General features: G+C 68.0%; 18 protein-coding genes and 1 pseudogene. 10 read left to right on the top strand and 9 right to left on the bottom strand.

Features of this window, described 5'->3' with window-relative positions; all coding sequences use genetic code 11:
* Positions 1-27: 27 nt before the first annotated feature.
* Positions 28-1,671 carry an ATP-binding domain-containing protein gene (locus tag ACFOPH_RS19675; RefSeq protein ID WP_312548694.1) on the bottom strand — a complete coding sequence of 548 codons (1,644 nt, stop codon included), beginning with the start codon at positions 1,669-1,671 and terminating at the stop codon, positions 28-30.
* A gap of 174 nt (positions 1,672-1,845) precedes the next feature.
* On the opposite strand from ACFOPH_RS19675, the gene ACFOPH_RS19670 reads away from it, so the two are divergent.
* The 8 genes from ACFOPH_RS19670 to ACFOPH_RS19635 all read left to right on the top strand — a co-directional run bounded on the left by ACFOPH_RS19670 (position 1,846) and on the right by ACFOPH_RS19635 (position 12,457).
* Positions 1,846-4,314, top strand: coding sequence for a hybrid sensor histidine kinase/response regulator (locus tag ACFOPH_RS19670; RefSeq protein ID WP_379737013.1), 2,469 nt, complete (start codon positions 1,846-1,848; stop codon positions 4,312-4,314).
* A gap of 190 nt (positions 4,315-4,504) precedes the next feature.
* Positions 4,505-6,400 carry an AI-2E family transporter gene (locus ACFOPH_RS19665; protein WP_379737012.1) on the top strand — a complete coding sequence of 632 codons (1,896 nt, stop codon included), beginning with the start codon at positions 4,505-4,507 and terminating at the stop codon, positions 6,398-6,400.
* A gap of 87 nt (positions 6,401-6,487) precedes the next feature.
* Entirely contained in the window at positions 6,488-7,135 is a 648-nt protein-coding gene (locus ACFOPH_RS19660; protein ID WP_379737011.1) for an HAD hydrolase-like protein, read from the top strand.
* A gap of 212 nt (positions 7,136-7,347) precedes the next feature.
* Positions 7,348-7,821 carry a MarR family winged helix-turn-helix transcriptional regulator gene (locus ACFOPH_RS19655; RefSeq protein WP_379737010.1) on the top strand — a complete coding sequence of 158 codons (474 nt, stop codon included), beginning with the start codon at positions 7,348-7,350 and terminating at the stop codon, positions 7,819-7,821.
* On the top strand, positions 7,818-9,866 hold the full coding sequence (locus ACFOPH_RS19650; RefSeq protein WP_379737009.1) for an FUSC family protein: 2,049 nt from the start codon (positions 7,818-7,820) through the stop codon (positions 9,864-9,866). The genes ACFOPH_RS19655 and ACFOPH_RS19650 overlap by 4 nt, the downstream gene beginning before the upstream one ends.
* On the top strand, positions 9,863-10,069 hold the full coding sequence (locus ACFOPH_RS19645) for a DUF1656 domain-containing protein (RefSeq protein ID WP_312553800.1): 207 nt from the start codon (positions 9,863-9,865) through the stop codon (positions 10,067-10,069). The genes ACFOPH_RS19650 and ACFOPH_RS19645 overlap by 4 nt, the downstream gene beginning before the upstream one ends.
* An 8-nt stretch (positions 10,070-10,077) precedes the next feature.
* Positions 10,078-11,007 (top strand): HlyD family secretion protein, encoded by a 930-nt coding sequence (locus tag ACFOPH_RS19640; RefSeq protein ID WP_312553803.1) that lies wholly within the window; start codon positions 10,078-10,080, stop codon positions 11,005-11,007.
* A gap of 7 nt (positions 11,008-11,014) precedes the next feature.
* Positions 11,015-12,457, top strand: a complete 1,443-nt coding sequence (locus ACFOPH_RS19635) for an efflux transporter outer membrane subunit (protein ID WP_379737971.1) — start codon at positions 11,015-11,017, stop codon at positions 12,455-12,457.
* 258 nt (positions 12,458-12,715) lie between these two features.
* Here ACFOPH_RS19635 and ACFOPH_RS19630 read toward each other — a convergent pair whose 3' ends face one another.
* Genes ACFOPH_RS19630 through ACFOPH_RS19615 form a run of 4 tightly spaced genes read right to left on the bottom strand, consistent with a single transcriptional unit; the run spans position 12,716 to position 17,777 of the window.
* The gene (locus ACFOPH_RS19630; RefSeq protein WP_379737008.1) at positions 12,716-14,926 is read right to left on the bottom strand and encodes a xanthine dehydrogenase family protein molybdopterin-binding subunit; all 2,211 of its coding nucleotides are present in this window, start codon (positions 14,924-14,926) and stop codon (positions 12,716-12,718) included.
* Complete coding sequence (locus ACFOPH_RS19625) at positions 14,923-15,921, bottom strand: FAD binding domain-containing protein (RefSeq protein WP_379737007.1); 999 nt, start codon at positions 15,919-15,921, stop codon at positions 14,923-14,925. Before ACFOPH_RS19625 ends, ACFOPH_RS19630 begins: the two co-directional genes overlap by 4 nt.
* A 10-nt stretch (positions 15,922-15,931) precedes the next feature.
* Positions 15,932-16,492, bottom strand: a complete 561-nt coding sequence (locus ACFOPH_RS19620; RefSeq protein ID WP_312551240.1) for a (2Fe-2S)-binding protein — start codon at positions 16,490-16,492, stop codon at positions 15,932-15,934.
* Between the two features lie 43 nt (positions 16,493-16,535).
* The gene (locus ACFOPH_RS19615; protein ID WP_379737006.1) at positions 16,536-17,777 is read right to left on the bottom strand and encodes an RtcB family protein; all 1,242 of its coding nucleotides are present in this window, start codon (positions 17,775-17,777) and stop codon (positions 16,536-16,538) included.
* 147 nt (positions 17,778-17,924) lie between these two features.
* On the opposite strand from ACFOPH_RS19615, the gene ACFOPH_RS19610 reads away from it, so the two are divergent.
* Positions 17,925-18,329, top strand: a complete 405-nt coding sequence (locus ACFOPH_RS19610; RefSeq protein ID WP_312551244.1) for a hypothetical protein — start codon at positions 17,925-17,927, stop codon at positions 18,327-18,329.
* Between the two features lie 127 nt (positions 18,330-18,456).
* Here ACFOPH_RS19610 and ACFOPH_RS19605 read toward each other — a convergent pair whose 3' ends face one another.
* The 3 genes and pseudogenes from ACFOPH_RS19605 to folE all read right to left on the bottom strand — a co-directional run bounded on the left by ACFOPH_RS19605 (position 18,457) and on the right by folE (position 20,323).
* Positions 18,457-19,065 carry a phosphatase PAP2 family protein gene (locus tag ACFOPH_RS19605; RefSeq protein ID WP_379737004.1) on the bottom strand — a complete coding sequence of 203 codons (609 nt, stop codon included), beginning with the start codon at positions 19,063-19,065 and terminating at the stop codon, positions 18,457-18,459.
* 227 nt (positions 19,066-19,292) lie between these two features.
* Positions 19,293-19,568, bottom strand: a pseudogene (locus tag ACFOPH_RS19600) (transposase); the annotation flags it as partial.
* 188 nt (positions 19,569-19,756) lie between these two features.
* On the bottom strand, positions 19,757-20,323 hold the full coding sequence (gene folE / locus ACFOPH_RS19595; protein WP_312551248.1) for a GTP cyclohydrolase I FolE: 567 nt from the start codon (positions 20,321-20,323) through the stop codon (positions 19,757-19,759).
* Between the two features lie 145 nt (positions 20,324-20,468).
* Here folE and ACFOPH_RS19590 point away from each other — a divergent pair, with 145 nt between their 5' ends.
* Entirely contained in the window at positions 20,469-21,401 is a 933-nt protein-coding gene (locus tag ACFOPH_RS19590; RefSeq protein ID WP_312551249.1) for a hypothetical protein, read from the top strand.
* Positions 21,402-21,513: 112 nt separating this feature from the next.
* Here ACFOPH_RS19590 and nudC read toward each other — a convergent pair whose 3' ends face one another.
* A complete protein-coding gene (gene nudC / locus ACFOPH_RS19585) occupies positions 21,514-22,335 on the bottom strand; it encodes an NAD(+) diphosphatase (RefSeq protein WP_312551251.1) in 822 nt (273 codons plus the stop codon).
* Positions 22,336-22,364: the final 29 nt, after the last annotated feature.

Here is a 22,364-nt window from a genome sequence, read left to right as displayed (position 1 = left end):
GCATCAGCCCGCCTTGCCCGCCCAGGATCAGAGCCGCATCTCCTCGCTGCGATCGAGCATCTGCAACGACGCCCGGTCGCTCATCACCAGCACCAGCTTCAGCCGCGCGCGCGTCATGCCGACGAACAGCTTGCGCAGCACCAGGTCGTCCATCTGTTCGAAGTCGATCTCGGTGAAGATCAGGCAAGGCGCGCTCTGCCCTTTGAAACGGTAGACCGACTCGGCCAGCAGGCCGCCCTCGCGGAACACCGGGTTGCCGAACAGGTCGTATTCGCCCGTGAACGAGCGCAGCGTGTGGGCGTCGCTGAGTTTGTCGAGGTTCAGGATGGCGGATTTTTCGCGGCCGCGGAAGGAGCAGATCGCGATGTCCTGGCGCTGGAAGCCGGCCTGCAGGCAGGCGGTCACGGCGCGTCGGGTCTGGGCCAGCATGGCCTCGACGTCGCCTTCCGGATAAGTCAGCTCCTCGATGTCGGCGCCCTTGAAGGGGCTGCCCGCTTCCACCGGCTGGCGCGCGGCGCCGAGCGACTGCAGCATGCTGACGATCTGGCGCGGGCTGCGGTAATTCGTGTTCGAATGCAGCACCACCCAGCCCGGCAGCGGCACCATGGCGCGGCCGTACAGGTTCTGGTCCGGGTCTTCCAGCCAGATCGCACGGCCGTTTTCCTTCAGCATCGACAGCACGATGTCGCGCCAGGCGATCGAGAAATCCTGGCCTTCGTCGACGATCAGCACGTCGAACTGCCAGGTTTCGGGCAGCTTGGCCGATGCCAGCGCGCCTTCGATCTTGTCCCAGACCTCGGGCGATCCATAATCGGGCGTGACGTCCTGGGCGCGCATGTAGGCGTCGCTGAGCATGTGGAAAGTGGCGACGCGCCCGCCGGGCGGCATCAGGCGCTCGATGTGGTCGGCCAGCGGCCGGTTGAAGCACACGTACAGCGGGCGCAGGCCGGCGTCGATCGCGGCCGTGTATTCGGCCAGCGCCAGCTGGGTCTTGCCGCTGCCGGCCGTGCCCACCACGCGCAGCCGGAACGGCGAGAATTCCAGGCGCCGCGCCCAGGTGGCGAGGCCGCCCGACAGGCGCGTGACCATCTGCGCCGCCGAGCCGATCATCGCGCTCGGGTCCGGGCGCAAACTGAGGGTGTCGCCGAGGAAGCGCGTGACCTTGTCGAAGTCCTCGGTCTTGTCGGTGATCGGCAGCGCCTCGCGGATCACCTGGGCCAGGCGGCGCTTGCGGGTCGAGTCGATGATGTGCGCGGGGTCGATCCCCGCCAGCTGCGGGTCGCGCACGATGTAGTCGGGACAGTACAGCAGGTAGTCGATCGACAGCTCGCCCTGGTAGCGCCGGGTCAGGCCCTCGATCGTGTGCAGGATCTGGTTGCGGATCTTTCGTGGTTTACCCTGGTAGTTCTTGACCATGCCGTCGCGCGTCTCGTTGAGAAAGCCCGCGACCTGCTCGATCAGCAGCATGCGCCCGTTCGGCGCGAGGATGATGAAGTCGACGTCGCCGTACACCGAGTAGCCCTGCTCGACATTGGTCCAGTGCACGCCGTGGTAGATCACATAGGGCGTGTCGGACAGGCGCTGCTCGAGGAAAGCCAGGGTTTCGATCTCGCGTGCGGCACTCCCGGTCACGGACATCTCGCGCCAGCCGACAGGGTGGATTTGGGCCATGGTGTGCTCCGGCATCTGCCGTTAAGGGGATGTCAAGATTGTAAAGGTGTTCACGCGAAGCAAACACACTGTTGGCGGGTCTTTTCAAGAGGCGCACGGATGGGCGGCAGGCGCTCCACTTATTGCCATCAGCTACAATCGCCCAAGCAATCACGCTAGCGACAGGACGTTTACATGCAGCCCCATGGCGAAGGCTTGGATTTCGATGGTTTAAAACACGTCCTGTCGCTCGCAGTGCGCGGCGCTCCCTATGGCGAGACGCTGCAAAGCCTGCTCGACGAAGCGCGCCGCCTGATCGGCGGCCAGGCCTGGGCCGCGCACTATGTGCTCGACGAGGCCGCCGGCCTGCTGCGCCTAACCGGCGCGAGCGGCTTGCCGCCGGGCTTCGCCGCCGCGCTGGCATCGGTGCCGGTGGGGCCGCTCGAAGCAGCCTGCGGACAGGCGGCGCACGCGGGCACGGTCGTCGTCGTCGAGGACGTGCTGGCCGAGCCCCGGCTGCAGCCCACGCATGCGCTGGCGAGGGAACACGGCGTGCGCGCCTGCTGGTCCTTCCCCCTGCACTCGCCCGGCGGACGCGTGCTCGGCACCCTGGCCTTCTACCATCCGGCGCCGAGGCTTCCCGGCGCGACGCTGACGAGCGAGATCGGCTATTTCGCCGACCTGGTCGCCCTGCTGGCCGAACGCCACCTGCGCGAACAGGAGAACGCGGCGCGCCACGCGCGCTCGCAGCGCGAACTGGCGGCGATGGCGGCCGCGTCAGTGCGCGAGCGCAGGCTGTACGAGACCGTGCTGTCGAACACCCCGGACCTGGTCTACGTCTTCGATCTCGAACACCGCTTCACCTACGCCAACGCGGTGCTGCTGCAGATGTGGGGCAGGACCCGCGAGGAGGCGCTCGGCAAGAACTGCCTCGAACTGGGCTACCCGGACTGGCACGCCGCCATGCACGGCCGCGAGATCGAGCAGGTGAAGGCGACGAAAGCGCCGATCCGCGGCGAGGTGCCCTTCCACGGCACCTTCGGGCGCCGCATCTACGACTACATCTTCGTGCCGATCCTGAACCCGCAGGGAGAGGTCGAAGCCGTGGCCGGCACCACGCGCGACGTCACCGAGCGCAAGCGCTTCGAAGAGGAACTGCGCGACAGCGAGCAGCGCTTCCGCACGATCACCAACGCGATGCCGCAGATGGTGTGGACGGCGCTGCCGGACGGGACCATCGATTATCACAACGAGCAGTTCTATGACTTCGTCGGCCTGGAGCCCGGGGCGGCCGAAGGCAGGACCTGGGCCGAGGACATGCTGCACCCGGACGACCAGGCCGGCGCCGGCACGGCCTGGGCGCACAGCGTCGCCACCGGCACGCCCTACGAGATGACCTACCGCCTGCGCCACCGTTCGGGCGATTACCGCTGGATCCTCGCGCGCGGCCTTCCCCTGCGCAACGAGGCCGGCGCCGTCATCAAATGGCTGGGCACCGATACCGACATCCACGAGAAGAAACTGGTCGAGGAAGCGCTGCAGGACGCAAACCACCGCAAGGACGAGTTCCTGGCGATGCTGGCGCACGAGCTGCGCAATCCGCTGGCGCCGATCAGCGCGGCGGCCCAGGTGCTGCGCCTGGCGCCCGGCCAGCCGGACAAGGTGCGCCAGTACAGCGAGGTGATCTCGCGCCAGGTGAACCACATGACGACGCTGGTAAACGACCTGCTCGACGTCTCGCGCGTCACGCGCGGCATGGTGCAGCTGGAGATGGCGGAGGTCGACGTGAAGGCGGTCGTCACCCAGGCCGCCGAGCAGGTCCATCCGCTGATCGAGGCCGGCAGGCACGCGCTGGTGGTGCAGCTGGGCGCGGCGCGCGCCTGCGTGCTGGGCGACCGCGCGCGCCTGATCCAGGTCACGGCCAACCTGCTGGCCAATGCGGCCAAGTACACGCCGGCCGGCGGCAGGATCGTGCTGACGGTCGCGCCGGCGGACGGCAAGGTCAGGATCGACGTCGCCGACAACGGCAGCGGCATCGACGCCGACCTGCTGCCGCAAGTGTTCGACCTGTTCGTACAGGGCAAGCGCACGCCCGACCGCGCCCAGGGCGGCCTCGGCCTGGGGCTGGCGCTGGTGAAGAACATCGTCGCCATGCACGGCGGCCAGGTCGGGGTACACAGCGAAGGCGCCGGACAGGGCAGCACCTTCACGGTCGAACTGCCGCTGGCGCGCGGCACGGCCCCGGCGCCCGCCGCGCCGGCGATGCCTTCGCCCGCGGCCGCGCGTGGACAGCGCCGCATCCTGCTGGTGGACGACAACGTCGACGCCGCCCAGACCCTGGCCGCCCTGCTCGAAGCGGCCGGCCACGTGGTCCAGACCGTCAACGACCCGCGCGCCGCGGTGGCCGCCGCGGCGACACAAGCGCCGGACGTATTCATCCTCGACATCGGCATGCCGGACATCGACGGCCATGCGCTGGCGCGCCAGTTGCGCAGCCAGCCGGCGCTGTCGGGCGCGGTTTACATCGCGCTGACCGGCTACGGCCAGGCCAGCGACCGGGCTTCCTCGCGCGACGCCGGGTTCGACCATCACCTGGTCAAGCCGGTCGATGCGGGGCAGTTGCTGGCGGTGCTCGACGCTCAGGATGAGCAGCCTGTGCGCTGACCCACCCCACGGTTTTCCGCGCACCCTGTGACGGCGCGGCGGCGCAGCGCTCGCTGATCGCGGAGCTGAACCATCCTACGTGAAAGCCCCCTCCTGCCGGGTTGCCATTGGTGCTAGACTGCTCGCGCCGATGGCATGTGCCATTCGCACCACCCACGCCAACGCCAACGCCAACGCCGACCGATCTCCGATGCCCCTGCAATCGATGCGCGATTCATCCCTGCTCAGCTACCTCACGTCCAGCACCATCGTCACCGCCAGCTGCATGCTCGGCCTGCTCTACTTCGGCCGCGACGTGCTCGAACCGCTGGCCCTGGCATCGATCCTGAGCCTGGTACTCGCGCCGCTGATCCGCGCCCTGCGCCGCGTCGGCCTGCCGCAGCTGCCGGCGACGCTGCTCTCGGTGGTGCTGGCGGGCACCTGCGTGGTCGGCATCAGCACCATCCTCGCCTTCCAGCTGGTGGCCGTCACGCGCGACCTGCCGCAGTACCGCGCCGCGATCAAGTCGAAGGTGGAAAAGGTGCGCGAGATGACCGAGCGCCCCTTCGCCCGTCTCGAAGCCGAACTGAGCGCGGTCGCGCCGCAGGTGGCGCCGCCGCCGGCGCCACCTGTGACCGTGCGCCGCGGCACGCTCACCACGGCGGCGAACCAGCCGCTGCCGGTCGAGATCCGCGCCCCGCGCGCCACCACCCGCGACACCCTGGCGCGCCTGTTCTCGCTGGCCTGGGGCCCGATCGGCGAGGCCGGCCTGGTGCTGGTGCTGCTGGTGTTCATCCTGCTCGAACACGAATCCCTGCGCGACCGCGCGATCCGGCTCGCCGGCCAGGCCGAGATCAGCCGCACCGTGCGCGCGCTGTCCGACGCCACGCGCGGCGTGTCGCGCTTCTTCCTGTCGCAGTTCATCGTCAATCTCACCTTCGGCGCCCTGATCGGCGTGGTGCTGTGGGCCTTCGGCGTGCCGCACGCCTTCCTGTGGGGCGCACTGAGCGGCCTGATGCGCTTCGTGCCCTACCTCGGCATCATGGCCGCCGGCGCCCTGATCGCGGTGTTCGTGGCGGCGATCGATCCCGGCTGGACGCTGGCCCTGTCCTGCCTGGCCGTGTTCGTCGCGCTCGAACTGCTGGTGGCAAACGTGATCGAACCGAAGGTGTATGGCCACAGCTCGGGCCTGTCGCCGCTGGCGGTAATCGTCTCGGCGCTGTTCTGGGGCGCGATGTGGGGTCCGGTCGGCCTGCTGCTGTCGACCCCGCTGACGCTGTGCCTGGTCGTGGCCGGGCGCCACGTGCGCGCGCTCGAGCCGGTCACCATCCTGCTCGGCGAGGTGCCGAACGTGACCACCGCGCAGCGCTTCTACCAGCGCGTGCTCAGCGGCGACCGCCACGCGATCATCGAGGATGCGAAAACCTACCTCGAGCGCCACAGCTTTGCCCGCTATTGCGACCAGGTGCTGCTGCCGGGCGTGGTGCTGGCCGCGGCCGAACAGCGCAGCGGCCAGATCGACGCCGCCCAGGTCGAGCACATCCGCGCCACCATCGCCGACGTCGCTGCCACCCTGACGCCGGTCTCGGGCGCGCCGGGCAAGAGCCGCAAGCGCCAGCGCGTCTCCCTGCTCGACGCCAACATCGGCGCCCACCTGCGCCAGATGCGCGAGGAACGCCTCGGACGCTGGCAGGGCTCGCTCGACGTGCCGGCGCGCTCGATCGTGCTGTGCGCCGGCCTCGGCACCGAGCGCGACGACGTGCTCTGCGAGTTGCTGGTGCGCGCCCTGCGCGAAGTCGACATCGATGCGCGCAGCAGCGTGATCGGCGCCGAGCAGGAAAGCCCGGGGCCGGACGCGGCCGACCTGATCTCGACCGTGTTCATCACCTATCCGGTCGAGTCGACCCTGGAACAATGGCGCGAAGCGACCCGCGACCTGCACGCGCGCCTGCCGAACGTGCTGCTGGTGACGGTGCGCCTGCCGTTCGGCGAGACCACGGTCAGCCAGGCCGAGGTGCAGGAACACGTCGACATGGTGCTGCGCTCCTTCGAGGAATGCCTGGCCTTCGTGACGCCCGAGCGCGGCGCGCAACAATCAGCCGCCTGAGTCCGTCGGGGTAGCGCGGCAGCCGTCACGGGGCCTGCCGCGCCATTGTGTATCATGCAAGCGCGCGTACCCTAGCCCCCTCACAGCATGACTTACCGCCTCGCCATTTTCGACTTCGACGGCACGCTCGCCGATTCGTTTCCCTTCTTCCTGAGCGTGTTCAACCAGATCGCCGACCAGCACGGTTTCCGGCGCATCGACGTCACGCAGGTCGAACGCCTGCGCCGCTACGAGCCGCGCGAAATGATGCGCCAGGTCGGCATGCCGACCTGGAAGCTGCCGCTGGCCGCCGCCAGCTTCAAGGCCCTGATGCGCCAGAACGCCGGACAGGTGCGCCTGTTCCCGCAGGTCGACCACGCGCTGCGCGAACTGGCGCGCGGCGACATCGGGCTGACCATCGTTTCGTCCAATTCCGAAGAGAACGTGCGCCAAGTGCTGGGGCCGGAACTGGCTTCCCTGATCAGCCAGTACGAGTGCGGCATGTCGATCTTCGGCAAGACCTCGCGCATCCGCAAGGTGGTCAGGCGCGCCGCGGTGGCGCCCAGCGCCGCGCTCTACATCGGCGACCAGGCCACCGACGCGCAAGCCGCGCGCAAGGCCGGTGTCGCCTTCGCCGCCGTGCACTGGGGCTATGCGCCGATCGAGGTGCTGCGCAAGGTGGCGCCGGAGCATGAGTTCGACCTGCCGGCTTCGCTGGCGGCGATTGCGACGCTGAAAGCAAACCTCGACGCTTGAGCTGACGTAGGGTGGGCGCCCCCGTGCCCACGCGTGAACGGTGAGCATTGTTGGCCTGCTTTTCGCGCCAACACGACGCAAAGGTCACGCGTGGGCACGTCATTGATGCTCCCAGCATCAATGACCCCACCCTACGTCCAGAATCCTCCGCCTCCCTGCAAGAAATTACTTCGCATGCTAAACTTTCGCACTCAAACGAATCTCCCTCCAGCATGGACCCCTTCGATCACACCCTGATGCAACTGACCGCGACGCTGACGCAAGCCTCGCGCGCCTACAAGGCGATGGCGGACAAGGTCGCCTCGCAATACAGCCTGTCGCAGGCCACCGCGCTGCCGGTGCTGATCCTCGGCCGCCTCGGCCAGGACGGCGTGCGTCCCGGCATGCTGGCCGAGGCGCTGGGCCTGGAAGCCTCGTCGCTGGTGCGCGTCGTCGACCTGCTCATCGAGAGCGGCCTGATCGAGCGCCACGAGGATCCGCAGGACCGCCGCGCCAAGCTGCTGCAGCTCACCGCCGACGGCAAGACCCGCGCCAGGCAGATGGAAGAGGCGCTGATCCCGTTCCGCCGCAACCTCTTTGCCGGCTTCGACCAGGCCGAGATCGACGCCTGCTTGCGCGTGCTAAGCAGCATCCAGGCCCAGATCGGCAAGCCCTGCGAACAGCCCGCCAGAGAGAAGCAGGCGTGAAGTTTCCCAGCAAGACCGAAGTCCTATTCTCGGTAAAAAGTTTTGCGGCAGCGATGCTCGCGCTCTACATCGCGATGCGCATCGGACTGCCGCGCCCGTTCTGGGCGCTGATGACGGCCTACATCGTCAGCGCCCCTTTCGCCGGCCCGACCCGGTCGAAGGCCATGTACCGCTTCGGCGGCACCTTTCTCGGCGCCTTCGCCACCGTGATCATGGTGCCGGCCTTTGCCAACTCGCCCGAGCTGCTGTCGCTGGCGCTGGCGCTGTGGGTCGGCGGCTGCCTGTACGTCTCCCTGCTCGACCGCACGCCGCGTTCCTATGTGCTCATGCTCGCCGGCTACACCGCCGGCCTGATTGCCTTCCCGGCGGTCGACAACCCGGGCACGATCTTCGACATCGCGCTCGCCCGCGTCGAGGAAATCCTGCTCGGCATCACCTGCGCAACCGTGGTGCACTCGCTGGTGTTCCCGCAAAGCTTCGGCCCGGTCATGCTGGCGCGCCTGGACAAGGCGCTGCGCGATGCCCGCGACTGGATCGCCGACGCGCTGGCGCCGCAGGGGGAGGACAAGAGCGCCGGCGACCGCCGCAAGCTGGCCGGCGACATCACCGAGCTGCGCATGATGGCGGTGCACCTGCCTTTCGATACCTCGCACCTGCGCTGGACGGCAAACGCGATCCACGCGCTGCAGGAACGCCTTGCGGCGCTGGTGCCCCTGCTGTCCTCGATCGAGGACCGGCTGCTGGCGCTGCGCCAGCTGGGCGCGCTCGACGCGTCCTCGCGCTGGCGCAGCCTGCTGGCCGACATCACGGCCTGGGCCGCCACGCCGAAAGGCGCCACCCCGGCCGACCCGCGACAATTGCGCGCCGCCATCGATGCCCTGGTGCCGACGCCGTCGCGTCACGCCGGCTGGCTCGAACTGGTACAGCTGAACCTGGCCGCGCGCCTGCGCGCCCTGGTCGACCTCGGTGTCGAAGCACAAACGCTGCGCCGCCACATCGGCGCCGGCGCCGCCGGCGCGCTGCCGGCCGAAGCGCGCCACCTGCCCGGCGTGCCGGCGCATGCGCTGCACCTGGACCGCGGCATGGCCCTGATCTCGGCCCTGGCGGCGATCATCGCCACCCTGGCCGGCTGCGCCTTCTGGATCGCCACCGGCTGGCCGACCGGGTCGGCGATGCCGATGATGGCGGCGGTGATGTCCTGCTTCTTCGCGACCCAGGACGATCCGGTGCCTTTCATTAAAAGCTTCCTGGTCTGGACCATTTATTCGGTGCCGCTGTCGGCCTTCTACCTGCTGGCCGTGCTGCCGGCGATCCACAGCTTCGAGATGCTGGTGCTGGCTTGCGCGCCCGCCTTCCTGCTGCTGGGCGTGCTGATCGCGCGGCCCGCCACCTTCGGCAAGGCGATGCCCTTCATGTTCGGCATCGCCGGCACCCTGGCGCTGCAGGACACCCATACCGCCGACGCCGCCTCCTTCATCAATTTCACGCTGGCCCAGCTGGCCGGCCTGGCGCTGGCGGTGCTGGTGATCGGCCTGTTCCGCAGCGTCGGCGCCGGCTGGACCGCGCGCCGCCTGCTGCGCGCCGGCTGGAAGGAACTGGCGCGCATGGGCGATGGCCGCCAGACGCCCTCGGTGCCGGAATTCTCGGCGCGCATGGTCGACCGCATCGCCCTGCTCACACCGCGCCTGGCGATGGCCGGCGCCCACCAGGACCTGCAGGCGGCCGATGCCCTGGTCGACCTGCGCATCGGCCTGAACATGAGCCAGTTGCTGGCCGCGCGCCACGAGCTGGGCCGCAGCCAGGCCGCGCTGTGGGCGTTGCTGGAACACCTGGCGCAGCATTTCGAAGCGCGTCCGCGCCACGATGCGCAGGAAGACGCGCGCCTGCTGGCCTCGCTCGACAACGCGCTGCGCTCGGTCAGCGCCGCCCAGGCCTCGACCGCCCGCGGCGACGCCCTGGCGGCGCTGGCCGGCATCCGGCGCGACCTGTTCCCGCAGGCTCCGCCCTATCAACCCTCGCCCTTGCTTGAAAAGGAAATCCGATGATCGGCGAAGTCAGCCTCTACGGCATCTATGTTCCACCGCTGCTGCTGCTGGCCCTGCTCGCGCTGGTGGTCTCGCGCCTCTTCAACTGGGTGCTGGCGCGCACCGGTTTCTATCGCCACGTCTGGCATCCGGCGCTGTTCGATTTTTCGCTGTTCGTCATCGTGCTGGGCAGCCTTGCTCTCCTTGGATCCAAGCTATTCTGAATATGGTCATGAAATTCTCTCTTCCGGCCGTGGGCCGGGTCGGTATCACCCTGATCGCCGCCGCCGGCGCCGTGTTCGCGGGCTGGCAGCTGTGGCGCCACTATGAAGTCGAACCCTGGACGCGCGACGGCCGCGTCAAGGCCTATGTGGTGCAGGTCGCGCCCGACGTCACCGGCCAGGTGACCAAGGTACACGTGCACGACAACCAGCAGGTCAACGCCGGCGACCTGCTGTTCGAGATCGATCGGGCGCGCTTCGAGCTGGCCCTGCGCCAGGCCGAGGCGGCCGAGCAGGCGGCCCAGGCGGCGCTGAACCAGGCCCAGCGCGAGGCGCGCCGCAACGTCCAGCTCGACGACCTGGTGGCGCAGGAAACCCGCGAGCAGGGCCAGTCGCGCGTCGAAACGGCGCGCGCCGCGCTGGCGCAGGCGGTGGTCAACCGCGACACCGCGAAGCTGAACCTCGAGCGCACCCAGGTGAAATCGGTCGTCAACGGTTTTGTGACCAACCTCGACCTGCGCCCCGGCGGGTATGTCAGCGCCAGCCATCCGGTGATGGCCCTGGTCGACCGCACCTCGTTCTACGTCGAAGGCTATTTCGAGGAAACCAAGCTCCCTAGCATCCACCTGGGCGACCCGGTCGCGGTCACCCTCATGGGCGCGCCGCAGAAGCTGAGCGGCCATGTCGAAAGCTTCGCCGAAGGCATCTCGGACCGCGACCGCACGACCGGCACCAACCTGCTGCCGAACATTAACCCGACCTTCAACTGGGTCCGCCTGGCGCAGCGCATCCCGGTGCGCGTGGCCCTCGACCCGGTGCCGGCCAACGTGCGCCTGGTCGCCGGCCAGACCGCGACCGTGCAGGTGCTGCCGGGCCAAAGCACGCCGGCCCCGCGCGCCCAGGCGCACGCGATGGCCGCGCCCAGCTCGCTGAAAAACTGATTGCATGATGACGCATTACCGATTCTTCCCCCTGAAAGCGGTGGCGGCGCTGGCGCTGCTGAGCGTGAGCGCATGTTCCACCGTCGGCCCGGACTACCGCGTGCCGGACGAGGCCGCGGTCAAGCGTCCCGAGGCCGCGGCGCCGTTCGTGGGCGCCGCCGAAAAACCCTTCAGCCTGGCGCCGTTGCCGGCGCAGTGGTGGCGCCTGTACCGCGACAGCACGCTGGATGGCTTGATCAATAAAGCCTTTGCCGCCAACACCGACCTGCGCGTGGCCGCCGCCAACCTGGCCCGCGCCCGCGCCGTGCTGTCGGAAGCGGAAGAGCTGGGCCGGCCGGAAGCGGCCGTGTCGGCCTCGCCAGGCTTCGGCCGCCTGTCCGGCGCCGCCAACGGCCTGCCGCATTCGCTGCCGGACCAAGGCACCTACGACACCGGCCTGCACGTCTCCTACCAGCTCGATTTGTTCGGCAAGATCAAGCGCGCCATCGAGGCGGCGGACGCCGACACGGAAGCGGCCCAGGCCGCGCTCGACCTGACCCGGGTGACGGTGGCGGCCGACACTGCGCGCGCCTATGCCGAGGCCTGCTCGGCCGGGCAGCAAATCGCGATCGCCCAGCAGTCGGTGGACCTGCAGCGCAAGTTCGTCGCGTCGACCGCGCAGCGGGTGAAACTCGGCCGCGGCACGGCGCTCGACAACAGCCGCGCCCAGGGCCAGCTCGAGCAGTTGCGCGCCGCCCTGCCGCCACTGGAGGCGCAGCGCCGCACCGCGCTGTACCGGCTGGCGGTGCTGACCGGCGACGTGCCGGGCAAGTTCCCGCAGGCGGTGGCGCAGTGCACCGGGGCGCCACAACTGGCCTCGGCGATCCCGGTCGGCGACGGCGCCACTTTGCTGAAACGCCGCCCGGACATCCGCCAGGCCGAACGTGTGCTCGCCGGCGCCACCGCGCGCATCGGCGTGGCCACCGCCGAGCTGTATCCGTCGATCAGCCTGGGCCTGTCGGCGGGCAGCACCGGCACCCTGTCGGGCTTCGGCCAGGGCAATACCTTCCGCTACAGCCTGGGACCCCTGATTTCCTGGACCATTCCCTCGACCGGCAATGCGCGCTCACATATCGCCCAGGCCGAAGCCGGCACCGCCGCCGCGCTTGCGCGCTTCGACGGCGTGGTGCTGAACGCCCTGCGCGAGACCGAGACCGCGCTGACCGCCTATGCGCGCGAGCTCGACCGCAACACGGCGCTGAAGGCCGCCCGCGACCAGGCCGCCCTGGCCTCCCAGCAGGCCGCCAAGCTGTACCGCTTCGGGCGCACCGACTTCCTCACCACGCTCGACGCCGAACGCACCCTGGCCTCGGCCCAGGCGGCGGTGGCGGCGTCGGATGCGAAGTTGGCCAGCGACCAGGTGGCGCTGTTCCTGGCGCTGGGTGGTGGTTGGGAAAAGGCGGGCGAATAAACCCGCTGGCAACCGCAACGTTGATCTGACGTTCCGCTTGCCATACCGCGAATGCGGTTCGTAGGGTGGGCACATGTTTCTGCCGGCTGCGGCAACGTATCGCCCGTAAAAACATGAAAACGGACGCCAACGCGAAACGACTGGCGGATGCGGTGCGAGCGACAAGTCACCGCTAACGGTCGACCGGATACGTCCGTAACGCGTGGGCACGGGGTGCCCACCCTACGAGAGATCCCCGCGATTTCGTCGGCGTCCGCGTTACAACAGCTTGTCCAGCGTAATCGGCAACTCCCTGATCCGCTTGCCGGTCGCGTGATAGATCGCATTCGCCACCGCCGCCGCCACGCCCGTGATGCCGATCTCGCCGATCCCCTTCGCGCCCAGCGGATTGACATGCGGGTCGTCCTCGTCGACCACCTCCACCTCGATGCTGCCGATGTCGGCGTTTACCGGGACGTGGTACTCGGCCAGGTTGCCGTTCACGGCGCGGCCGTCGCGCAGGTCGAACACGGTTTCCTCGAACAGCGCCATGCCGAGGCCGAAGACGATGCCTCCCATCAGCTGGCTGTGGCCGGTCTTGGCGTTCATCAGCTTGCCGACGCCGTAGACGCCGACCACGCGCGGCATCCGCACTTCGCCCAGCGCCTCGTCGACGTGCACCTCGACGAAGACGGCGCCAAAGGCATGCATCGAGAACTTCTTGCTGGCGTCGCCGGGGTCGGCGTCGGCCTGCGCCTCGACCGGCTCGCCGCCGTGGCGCGCGACGATGTCGGTCATCGATTCGGCTTTCGACGGATCGCCGCGCAAAAATAGCCGGCCGCCATCGCTCTCGACCTCGTCCGGCAGCGCGCCGTGCAGCGGCGAGCGCGCGTCCGCGACCGCGATGCCGGCCAGCTTCAGGCGCAGCGCCCGGGCTGCCGCCTGCACCGCCGGCGCCACGCTCGCCACCGTCGTCGAGCCGCCCGAGACCGGCGCTTCCGGCAGGCGCGAGTCGCCCAGCTCGAAGCGCACGCGCTCGACCGGCAGGCCGAGCGCATCGGCCGCCACTTGCGTCATCACGGTATAAGTCCCAGTGCCGAGGTCCTGGGTGCTCGAGCGCACCACCACCGTACCATCCGGGTAGATCGTGGCCGAGGCCGCGCCCTTCGAGCGGTTGGTCGGATAGGTGGCGGTGGCCATGCCCCAGCCGACCAGTTTATCGCCCTCGCGCATCGAGCGCGGCTGCGGATTGCGCCGGCTCCAGCCGAAGCGTTCGGCGCCGGTCTCGTAGCACTGGCGCAGCGATTTGCTGGAAAACGGCAGCTCCTTGCCCGGGTCGCGTTCGGTGTAGTTCCGCAGGCGCAGCGCCAAAGGATCGATGCCGAGTTCGACCGCCAGCTCGTCCATCGAGCACTCCAGCGCGAACGAACCCGAGGCTTCGCCGGGCGCACGCATGAAGGTCGGGGTGCCCAGGTGCATGCGCGCCAGCCGGTGCGTGGTTTCCTGGTTCGGCGCCTCGTACATCATGCGCGTCATCAGCCCGCAGGGTTCGATCCAGTCCTCGATCATCGAGGTGTAGGCGACGGTGTCGTGGGCGGTGGCGGTCAGGCGGCCGTCCGACATCGCGGCGTGGCGCAGGCGTTGCTCGGTCACCGGACGGGCGCCGACCGGGCCGAACATCTGGTTGCGGTCGAGCACCAGCTTCACCGGACGCCCGGCACCTTTCGCGGCCATCGCCGCCAGCACCACGTGCGACCAGACCGAGCCCTTGCAGCCGAAACCGCCGCCAACATACGGGCACAGCACCGTCACCTTTTCTTCCGCGATGCCGAGGGTGCCGGCGACGGTGCGCTGCACGCCCTTCATGTACTGGGTCGAGTCGTAGAGCAGCAGGTCGTCGCCATCCCAGGCCGCGATCGTCGCGTGCGGTTCGATCGGGTTGTGGTTCTCGACCGGCGTGCGATAGGTGACGTCGATGCGCGCGCTGCCCGACAGCAGGCCGGTCTGCAAATCGCCGCGCCTGGTGTCGGTCGACTGGGTCAGCACCTTCTCGGGCGGATGGGTGTGCTGCTTCGCTTCCTCGAAGTCGAGCAGCGCGGGTTGCGTTTCGTACTCGACGCGCAGGCGCGCCGCCGCTTCGCGCGCCTGCTCGAAGGTCTCGGCCACCACCACGGCGACCGGCTGGTTGTTGTAGTGGACCGCATCGTCCTGCAGCAGGGACAGTACCCGGCCGATCGGCGGCGACAGCTTGCCATCCTTGGTTTCCCGCGGCAGGCGCAGCGCGTTCTCGTGGGTCATGATGTGGATGACGCCCGGCAGCCGTTCGGCCTCGCTCGTGTCGATGCGCTTGATGCGGCCGTTCGGAATGGTGCTGGTGACCAGCACCGCCTGCGCCAGGTTCTCGACGGGGTGTTCGGCCGAATAGCGGGCCGCGCCGCTGACCTTGGCCCAGGCGTCGACTCGGTTGATGGGTGCGCCGACGATGCTCATGCCGCTCCTCCTTTGTTTTCTCCGGCCGTTTGTAGGGCCCGCACGATCGCGCGCTGGGCCAGTTCGATCTTGAATGCGTTGTGGGCCTGCGGCCGGGCGCCGGCGACGGCCGCCGCGGCCGCGCGTTCCATGACCTCAGGCGTCAGGGCCTGCCCGCGCAGGATGTTCTCCGCTTCCTCGGCGCGCCAGGGTTTATGCGCCACGCCGCCCAGCACCAGGCGCAGGTCGCGCACCGTTCCATCCTGCAGGTCGAGCGCGGCGGCCACCGAGACCAGGGCAAAGGCGTAGCTGGCGCGGTCGCGCACTTTTACATAATGCGAATGCGCGCCGAAGGTCGACGCCGGCAGGTCGACCGCCGTGATCAATTCGCCCTGCCGAATAACGGTATCGAACTGCGGCGTGTCGCCCGGCAGGCGGTGGAACTCGGCTATCGGCACGCTGCGCTCGCCGTCCGGCCCCACCAGGCGCACCGTCGCGTCCAGCGCCGCCAGCGCCACCGCCATGTCCGAGGGATTGGTCGCGATGCAGGCATCGCTGGCGCCGAGGATGGCGTGGATGCGGTTGAAGCCGTCGATGGCGGCGCAGCCCGAACCGGGTTCGCGCTTGTTGCAGCTTTTAAAGGTCGGGTCGGTGAAGTAATAGCAGCGGGTGCGCTGCAGCAGGTTGCCGCCGATGGTCGCCATGTTGCGCAGCTGGGCCGAGGCGCCGTTCAGGATGGCTTCCGACAGCACCCGGTAGCGCTGGCGCACCAGCGGGTGATTGGCGGCCGCCGTGTTGCTGGCCATGGCGCCGATGTGCACGCCGCCATCGGGCAGTGCCTCGACCGTGTTCAGGGTCAGGCGGCTGACGTCCACCAGCCGCGTCGGACGCTCAATGCCGCTTTTATACAGGTCGAGCAGGTTGGTGCCGCCGCCGATGAATTTGCTGCCCGGCGCACGGCCCAGCTCGACGGCATGGGCGACGTCGCGCGCCCGCTCATACGAGATCGAATGCATGCAGGGCTCCTTATCCTTGGGCAGCGGCCGCGCTGCGGATGGCGGCCACGATGTTCTGGTAGGCGCCGCAGCGGCACAGGTTGCCGCTCATGCGCTCGCGGATCTCCTCGTCGCTCAAGCCCTGCGGCCGCTCGCCCCGGGTGACCGCGCTGGCCTGGCCTTCGGCGATTTCGCGCAACAGTGCGACCGTCGAACAGACCTGGCCCGGCGTGCAGTAGCCGCACTGGAAGCTGTCGTGGTCCATGAAGGCCTGCTGCACCGGATGCGGCTCGTCACCCTGGCCCAGGCCCTCGACGGTGGTGATCTCGCGGCCGTCGTGCATGACGGCCAGCGTCAGGCAGGAATTGATGCGCTGGCCGTCGACGAGCACGGTACAGGCGCCGCACTGGCCGCGGTCGCAGCCTTTCTTGGTGCCGGTCAGGTGCAGGGTTTCGCGCAGCGCGTCGAGCAGGCTCACGCGCGGCTCGACCTGTACGTGATGGTCGGTTCCGTTGATGCGCAGCGTCAGCGGCTGCGGCGGAACATAGGGCGCCGTCATCGGCGCCAGCTGGGTCTGTTCGTCGTCTGGCATGGATTTACTCTCGATAGGTTGTGATTGGCGGCAGAGGTAGCACTCAGCCCTTCACGCAGACGATCTGCTTCAGGGTGTGCACCACTTCGACCAGTTCGTCCTGGGCCCGCATGACGGCCTCGATGTCCTTGTACGCCATCGGTATTTCGTCGATCACGCCCTCGTCCTTGCGCGACTCGACGCCCTGCGTGGCGCGCTCGACGTCGGCGCGGGTGAAGCGGCGCTTGGCCTCGGTGCGGCTCATGGTGCGGCCGGCGCCGTGGCTGCAGCTGTTGAAACTTTCCGGGTTGCCCTTGCCGCGCACAATGAAACTCTTCGCGCCCATCGAGCCGGGAATGATGCCCAGTTCTCCCGCGCGCGCCGAGACCGCACCTTTGCGCGTGATCATGACGTCGCGGCCAAAGTGGCGTTCCTGCTGCACGTAGTTGTGGTGGCAATTGACCGCTTCGACGTGGGTCTCGAAGGGTTTCACGATCACGCTGCGTACGGCATGGATCAGGTTCTGCATCATCACTTCGCGGTTGATGCGGGCGAATTTCTGGGCCCAGCCGACGGCCTCGATGTAGTCCCGGTAGTGCTCGGTGCCTTCCTCGAGATAGGCCAGGTCCTGGTCCGGCAAATTGACCATGTGGCGGCGCATGTCCTGCTTGGCCAGCTCGATGAAATGGGTGCCGATGGCATTGCCCACGCCACGCGAGCCGGAGTGCAGCATCAGCCAGACGAAGTTGTCCTCGTCCAGGCAGATCTCGACGAAGTGGTTGCCGCTGCCCAGGGTGCCCAGGTGCTTGTAGTTGTTCGTGCCACGCAGCTTGGGCCACTTGCGGCACAAGGCGTCGAATTCGTCCTTCAGTCTCGACCAGCCGGCGTCCACCGGCGGCGGCGGCCGGTCCCAGGAGCCGACGTCGCGGCCGCGGGCATTGCGCGTCTTCGGCGACATGCCGTGCGGGATGGCCTGTTCGATGGCGCTGCGCAGCTTCGCCAAACTGTCGGGCAGGTCGCTCGCGCGCAGCGTGGTCTTGGCCGCCATCATGCCACAGCCGATGTCGACGCCCACCGCCGCCGGGATCACCGCGCCGAGCGTCGGGATCACGCTGCCGATGGTCGAGCCCTTGCCGAGGTGCACGTCGGGCATGACGGCAACGTGGTGGTAGATGAAGGGCAACTGCGCCAATTTGCTCAGTTGCTCCTTGGCCTCGGTCTCGACGGGCACACCGCGCGTCCACATCTTGACCGGTTTCGCCCCTTTCGCTTCGAGCGTTTCGTAGTCAGGGTGTTTCGTGTTCATGATGGATGGTGAAGACGACAACGGCTTCATGATCACCCAAATCGACAAAGTGGGGAGTCCGGGAGCCTGCGGCTGGGCAGTTGCGGGGCGAGAACGCCGCGTTCTATACTGGCCGCGGCGCCCTGTCCGCCTTATTGGAATCCCCGCATGCGAAAACTTTTTCTCCTGGCTCCCCTGCTGCTGGCCGGCTGCGTCGACGACTCGGCCACCTACCACATCGACGGCAACGAACACACGCTGACCGTGCGCGCGATGCAGGAGCATTTCTGGAAGAAGGATGTCACGCTGGAACTGATCGCGGCGCGGCTGCCGGACTGCCAGCGCCGCTTCGAACTGGCCACGCTGCCGGCAGCGGATGTGGAACTCGAGTTGTTCGCCTCGGGCGAGAACGTCTACACGCTGCGCGCCGGGGAGCTGGTGTGGCGGGTGGAAACCAATGGCTGCACCGAGATGGAGGAACCCGAGCAGGTCAGCGGGCAGCCGCTCGGCCTGTTCCACCTCGACGAGAACGACAAGCTCGTGTTCGAGGAAGCGGAAACGCCAATACAGTAAGAGCGACTAAAAACCTTTAGGGCAAGGGATGCGGCCACCCGACGCAGCGCCGCAACGGCGGACCGCGAAGACAGTACGCTTGTACGGCGAGACGATGCAACGCAGCCATAAAGGTTTTTAGGCACTCTTAAGGACGCAGCCAGCCCTTTGCGATCGGCGCCGCCAGTACCCGGCGGTACACGGTTTGCATCAGCGGCACCAGCGTCGCGGCCAGCGCCTGGCCAGGACGCGTGTTGATCAGCACCGCGGCAAAGGTCGACACCACCAGCGCCCCGACCATGTCCAGCGGCCAGTGCACGCCCAGGAATACCCTGGCCCAGGCCACCGGCAAGGCCAGCAGCAGCAGCGCGGCGCCGAAGCGGCGCGCCTCGCGCAAGGGGCCGAGCAGGAGGCCCAGCGCCACCGAGAACATGCTGGTGCCGTGGTCGCTCGGGAAGGAACTGTCGGGCGCGTGATACATGAAAGTATGGCCGATCTCGGCCACGAAGGGGCGCGGGTGGGTCCATGCCAGGCCGATCAGCTTGTTGATCGTCAGCGCGATCACGGCGGCCAGGAAGGTACGCACGGCGGCTTCGCGCTGGGCGGTATCGCCATTCATCCACATCAGCACCAGCCCCAGCGGCACGATCATGATCAGCCATTCGGCGGCGAAGATGGCCCCATGCAGGCGCCAGCCGTCCAGACCAGGGGAAGAATTAAAGATCGCGAACAGGTATTGGTTCAATTGGTCGAACATCGGGCGGCCGGGATGAAAAAACAACAATAACCCAGCTTAGCTCAGCCGCCCAGTGCGCACGATTTGAAATCGCAACAGAATGTGACAAAGCCGGGCTCGACAGTAGAGCCGATACCCGGGATCAGTGTATGGGTGCCACTGTTGCGGCACTTCCACGCTGCGATGGGACGCCCGCCCTGTCAGCGCGGCCGCATCAGGCGGTGCAGCTGGGCCAGCTCGACATCGCGCCCGAGCGTCTCGAGCGTCTGTTCGAGCAGGGAGCGTCCGCCGTCGCGCAACATCGTCCACTGCGTGAAGTATTCGTGCACGGTGCGCCAGGGCGGAAACTCGCGCGGCAGGCTGCGCCATGCGGCGCCCGTGTGCAGGAAATACAGGACCGCGCAATAGACGTCGTACAGGTCGTGCTTGCGGGGGCGCGTCTTGCGGCGCGCCGCTTCGAGCATGCCACGCACGCGCTCGAACTGCTCGCGCGGAATGTCGCTGGGGAATTCAGACCGAGCCATCGTTCGCCCCCTAAAACTCCTTTGAGGGCGAAGTTAATGAACAGGTTCCCGACGGGCCGTCATGGCCCGCCGGAACAGGCTTTTGGCGCGTCTAACAAAACCCCTAGGGCAAGGCGCATCGGCGATGACAGTACGCGCGTACGGCGAGACGATGCAACGCTGCCATAGGGGGAATTGTCAGGCGCGCTTTAGTCGCGCGCCAGCGAGAGGAACTCGGTGCGCAGCGCCAGGTTCGGCTGCAATTCGCCCAGCATGCACGAGGTGATGGTTTCCTCGCCCTGGGTACGGATGCCGCGGCTTTCCATGCACATGTGGCGGCACTTGACGACCACGCCCACCGCCTTCGGCTCGAGCACTTCCATCAGCGCATTGGCGATCTGCATCGTCATGCGTTCCTGCACCTGCAGGCGCTTGGAGAAGATGTCGACCAGGCGGGTCAGCTTCGACAGGCCGACGATCTTGCCGTTCGGCAGATAGCCGATGGTCGCCTTGCCGAAGAAGGGCGCCAGGTGGTGCTCGCAGTGGCTGTAGACCGGAATGCCGCGCACCACGATCAGTTCGTTGTACTGCTCGGCTCCGTCTTCGAAGGCCTTGAGGACGGCGACCGGATCCTGGTCGTAGCCCGAGGTCCAGTGTTTCCAGGCTTTGGCGACGCGCGCCGGCGTTTCGTGCAGGCCTGGACGGTTCGGATCTTCACCAAGGCTGGCCAGCAGTCGGCGCCAGTCGTGTTCAGTGAATGCTTCTTTGTCAGACATGTTCAACCCTAAAAATACGATTGCCGTCAGTATATAGAAAATGCGGGGAGGCTTCCGAAGCCTGCTGATTTCTTGAGCAAAGCAGACTCATCTGTTGCGCCGATGCGCTAGCGTGGACAGGTTCTCATGCGACAGGAGGCGGCCTATGTTCGGAAGCTCGGTACTCGAAGTGGCAATCGGATTGACGTTCTGTTACGGCACGGTGGCGCTGATCGTCGCCACCTTGCAGGAGGCGCTGGCGGCGGCGTTCCGGCTACGCGCCAACACCTTATTGGCAGGCATTAAAAGCATGCTCAACGACCCGCGCTTCGATGCGCTGGCCCAGATGGTGTACGCCCATCCGCTGGTCAATCCGCACAGCGACGGCAGCCCGGTCGACGAGCGCCATCTCGCGGCGCGCCCATCCTACATCGAACCGGCGCACTTCGCGATCGCCCTGATCGACAGCATCCAGAAGGTCCCGGGCGACTTCGCGCGCCTCGGCGCGGACATCGACGCCATCCGCGACCCGCAGGTACGGCGCGCCCTGCACGCCCTGCATGCGCGCGCGGCCGGCGACCTGGAGCGTTTTCAGTTGCTGGTGGCCGGCTGGTTCGACAACGCGATGGAGCGGGTATCGGGCGCCTATAAACGGCGCCAGCTCTTGATTTCCCTGCTGCTCTCGCTGCTGCTGGCGATCCTGTTCAACATCGACAGCATCAACCTGTTCCGCACCCTCTGGCAGCAGCCCCAGCTGGCGGCCCATATCGGCGGGGCGTCGGGCGCGCTCGACGCCGAGACCCTGCGTCAGTTGTGGGCCTTGCCGATCGGCTGGGAAAGCTTCCCGCCGGTACTGGATGCCGCCTTTGCCCTGCAGGCGGCCGGCTGGCTGATCACGGCCTCGACCACGCTGTTCGGCGCGCCGTTCTGGTTCGATTTGCTGCAGCGCGCGGTGCAACTGCGCGGCACCGGGGCGCGTCCGCAGGAAACGGCGATCGCAGCCGCCTCAATGACGCCGGCGGCGCCGGCCATGGTGACGTCGACGGTGGCGGTGGTGCGCGCCACGCCGGCCCTGCCCGCCACTTCGGGCGAGGCCTAACCCGGAACCCAGAGCGCCTGACAGCCCCCTTAGGGCAAGGCGCGTTGTCGAAGACAGTACGAGCGTACGGCGAGACAACGCAACGCCGCCATGAGGGGGCTGTCAGGCACTCTTAGCGCCCGGGCGGCCGGTGCGCGTCGACTAGCACGCTCGACACCGAGATGTGCGGCACGCGCTCCGGCCATTCGTCATCCGGGCCGAACCAGCGCGCCTCGGCGATTTCGCTCGTGTCGATGCGGATCTCGCCGCCGGCATAGTCGGCGGTGAAGGCGATCATCAGCGAATGCGGGAAGGGCCATGACTGGCTGGCGAAATAGCGCAGGTTGGTCACCCGCAAACCGACCTCTTCGTAGACCTCGCGGTGGATCGCTTCCTCGATCGATTCGCCCGCCTCCAGGAAACCGGCCAGCGGCGTGAAGCGCTTCGCCGCCGATGCGTGGTGCAGCGCCAGCAGCACCTTGTCGCCGTTCTTGATCAGGACCATCATCGCCGGCGAAATGCGCGGGTAAGCCAGGTGGCCGCAGTGGGTGCATTTGAAACTGCGCTCGTGCCACAGGCGTTCCATCGGATGGGCACAGGCGCCGCAGTAGCGGTGGGTGCGCGCCCATTCGGCGATCTGGGCCGCGCGTCCGGCCACGCCCATCGTCGCTTCGTCCATGTCGCCGAAGAACAGCGAACGCAGGCCGCGCCAGGCGTAGCCCGGCGGCGCCTCCTCGCGTTCGCTCCAGCCGGCCTGGCAATAGCGCTCGCCCAGCAGGCCGACCGGCTGCAGCAGCGCCGGATCGAGGTCGAGCGCGGACAGCGTGGCGGCGTCGGGCAGCGCGAGGTCGGCTTCGCGCACCAGCAGGCGGCCGTGGTGGAACAGGAAAGTGAGCGGGTCGGGATGGGCTTGCGGCGCCATCAGCGGCGTGAAGGTCGGGGGCGTGTGCAGCATACGTTCTATCACGGATGAGAGGGTGTCCC

It is taken from the genome of Massilia haematophila (assembly GCF_042647645.1).
In the GTDB taxonomy this organism is placed as follows: Bacteria; Pseudomonadota; Gammaproteobacteria; order Burkholderiales; family Burkholderiaceae_D; genus Telluria; species Telluria haematophila.
Note: the sequence above shows the minus strand (reverse complement) of the source record. Positions and strands in the feature narration are given on the sequence as shown.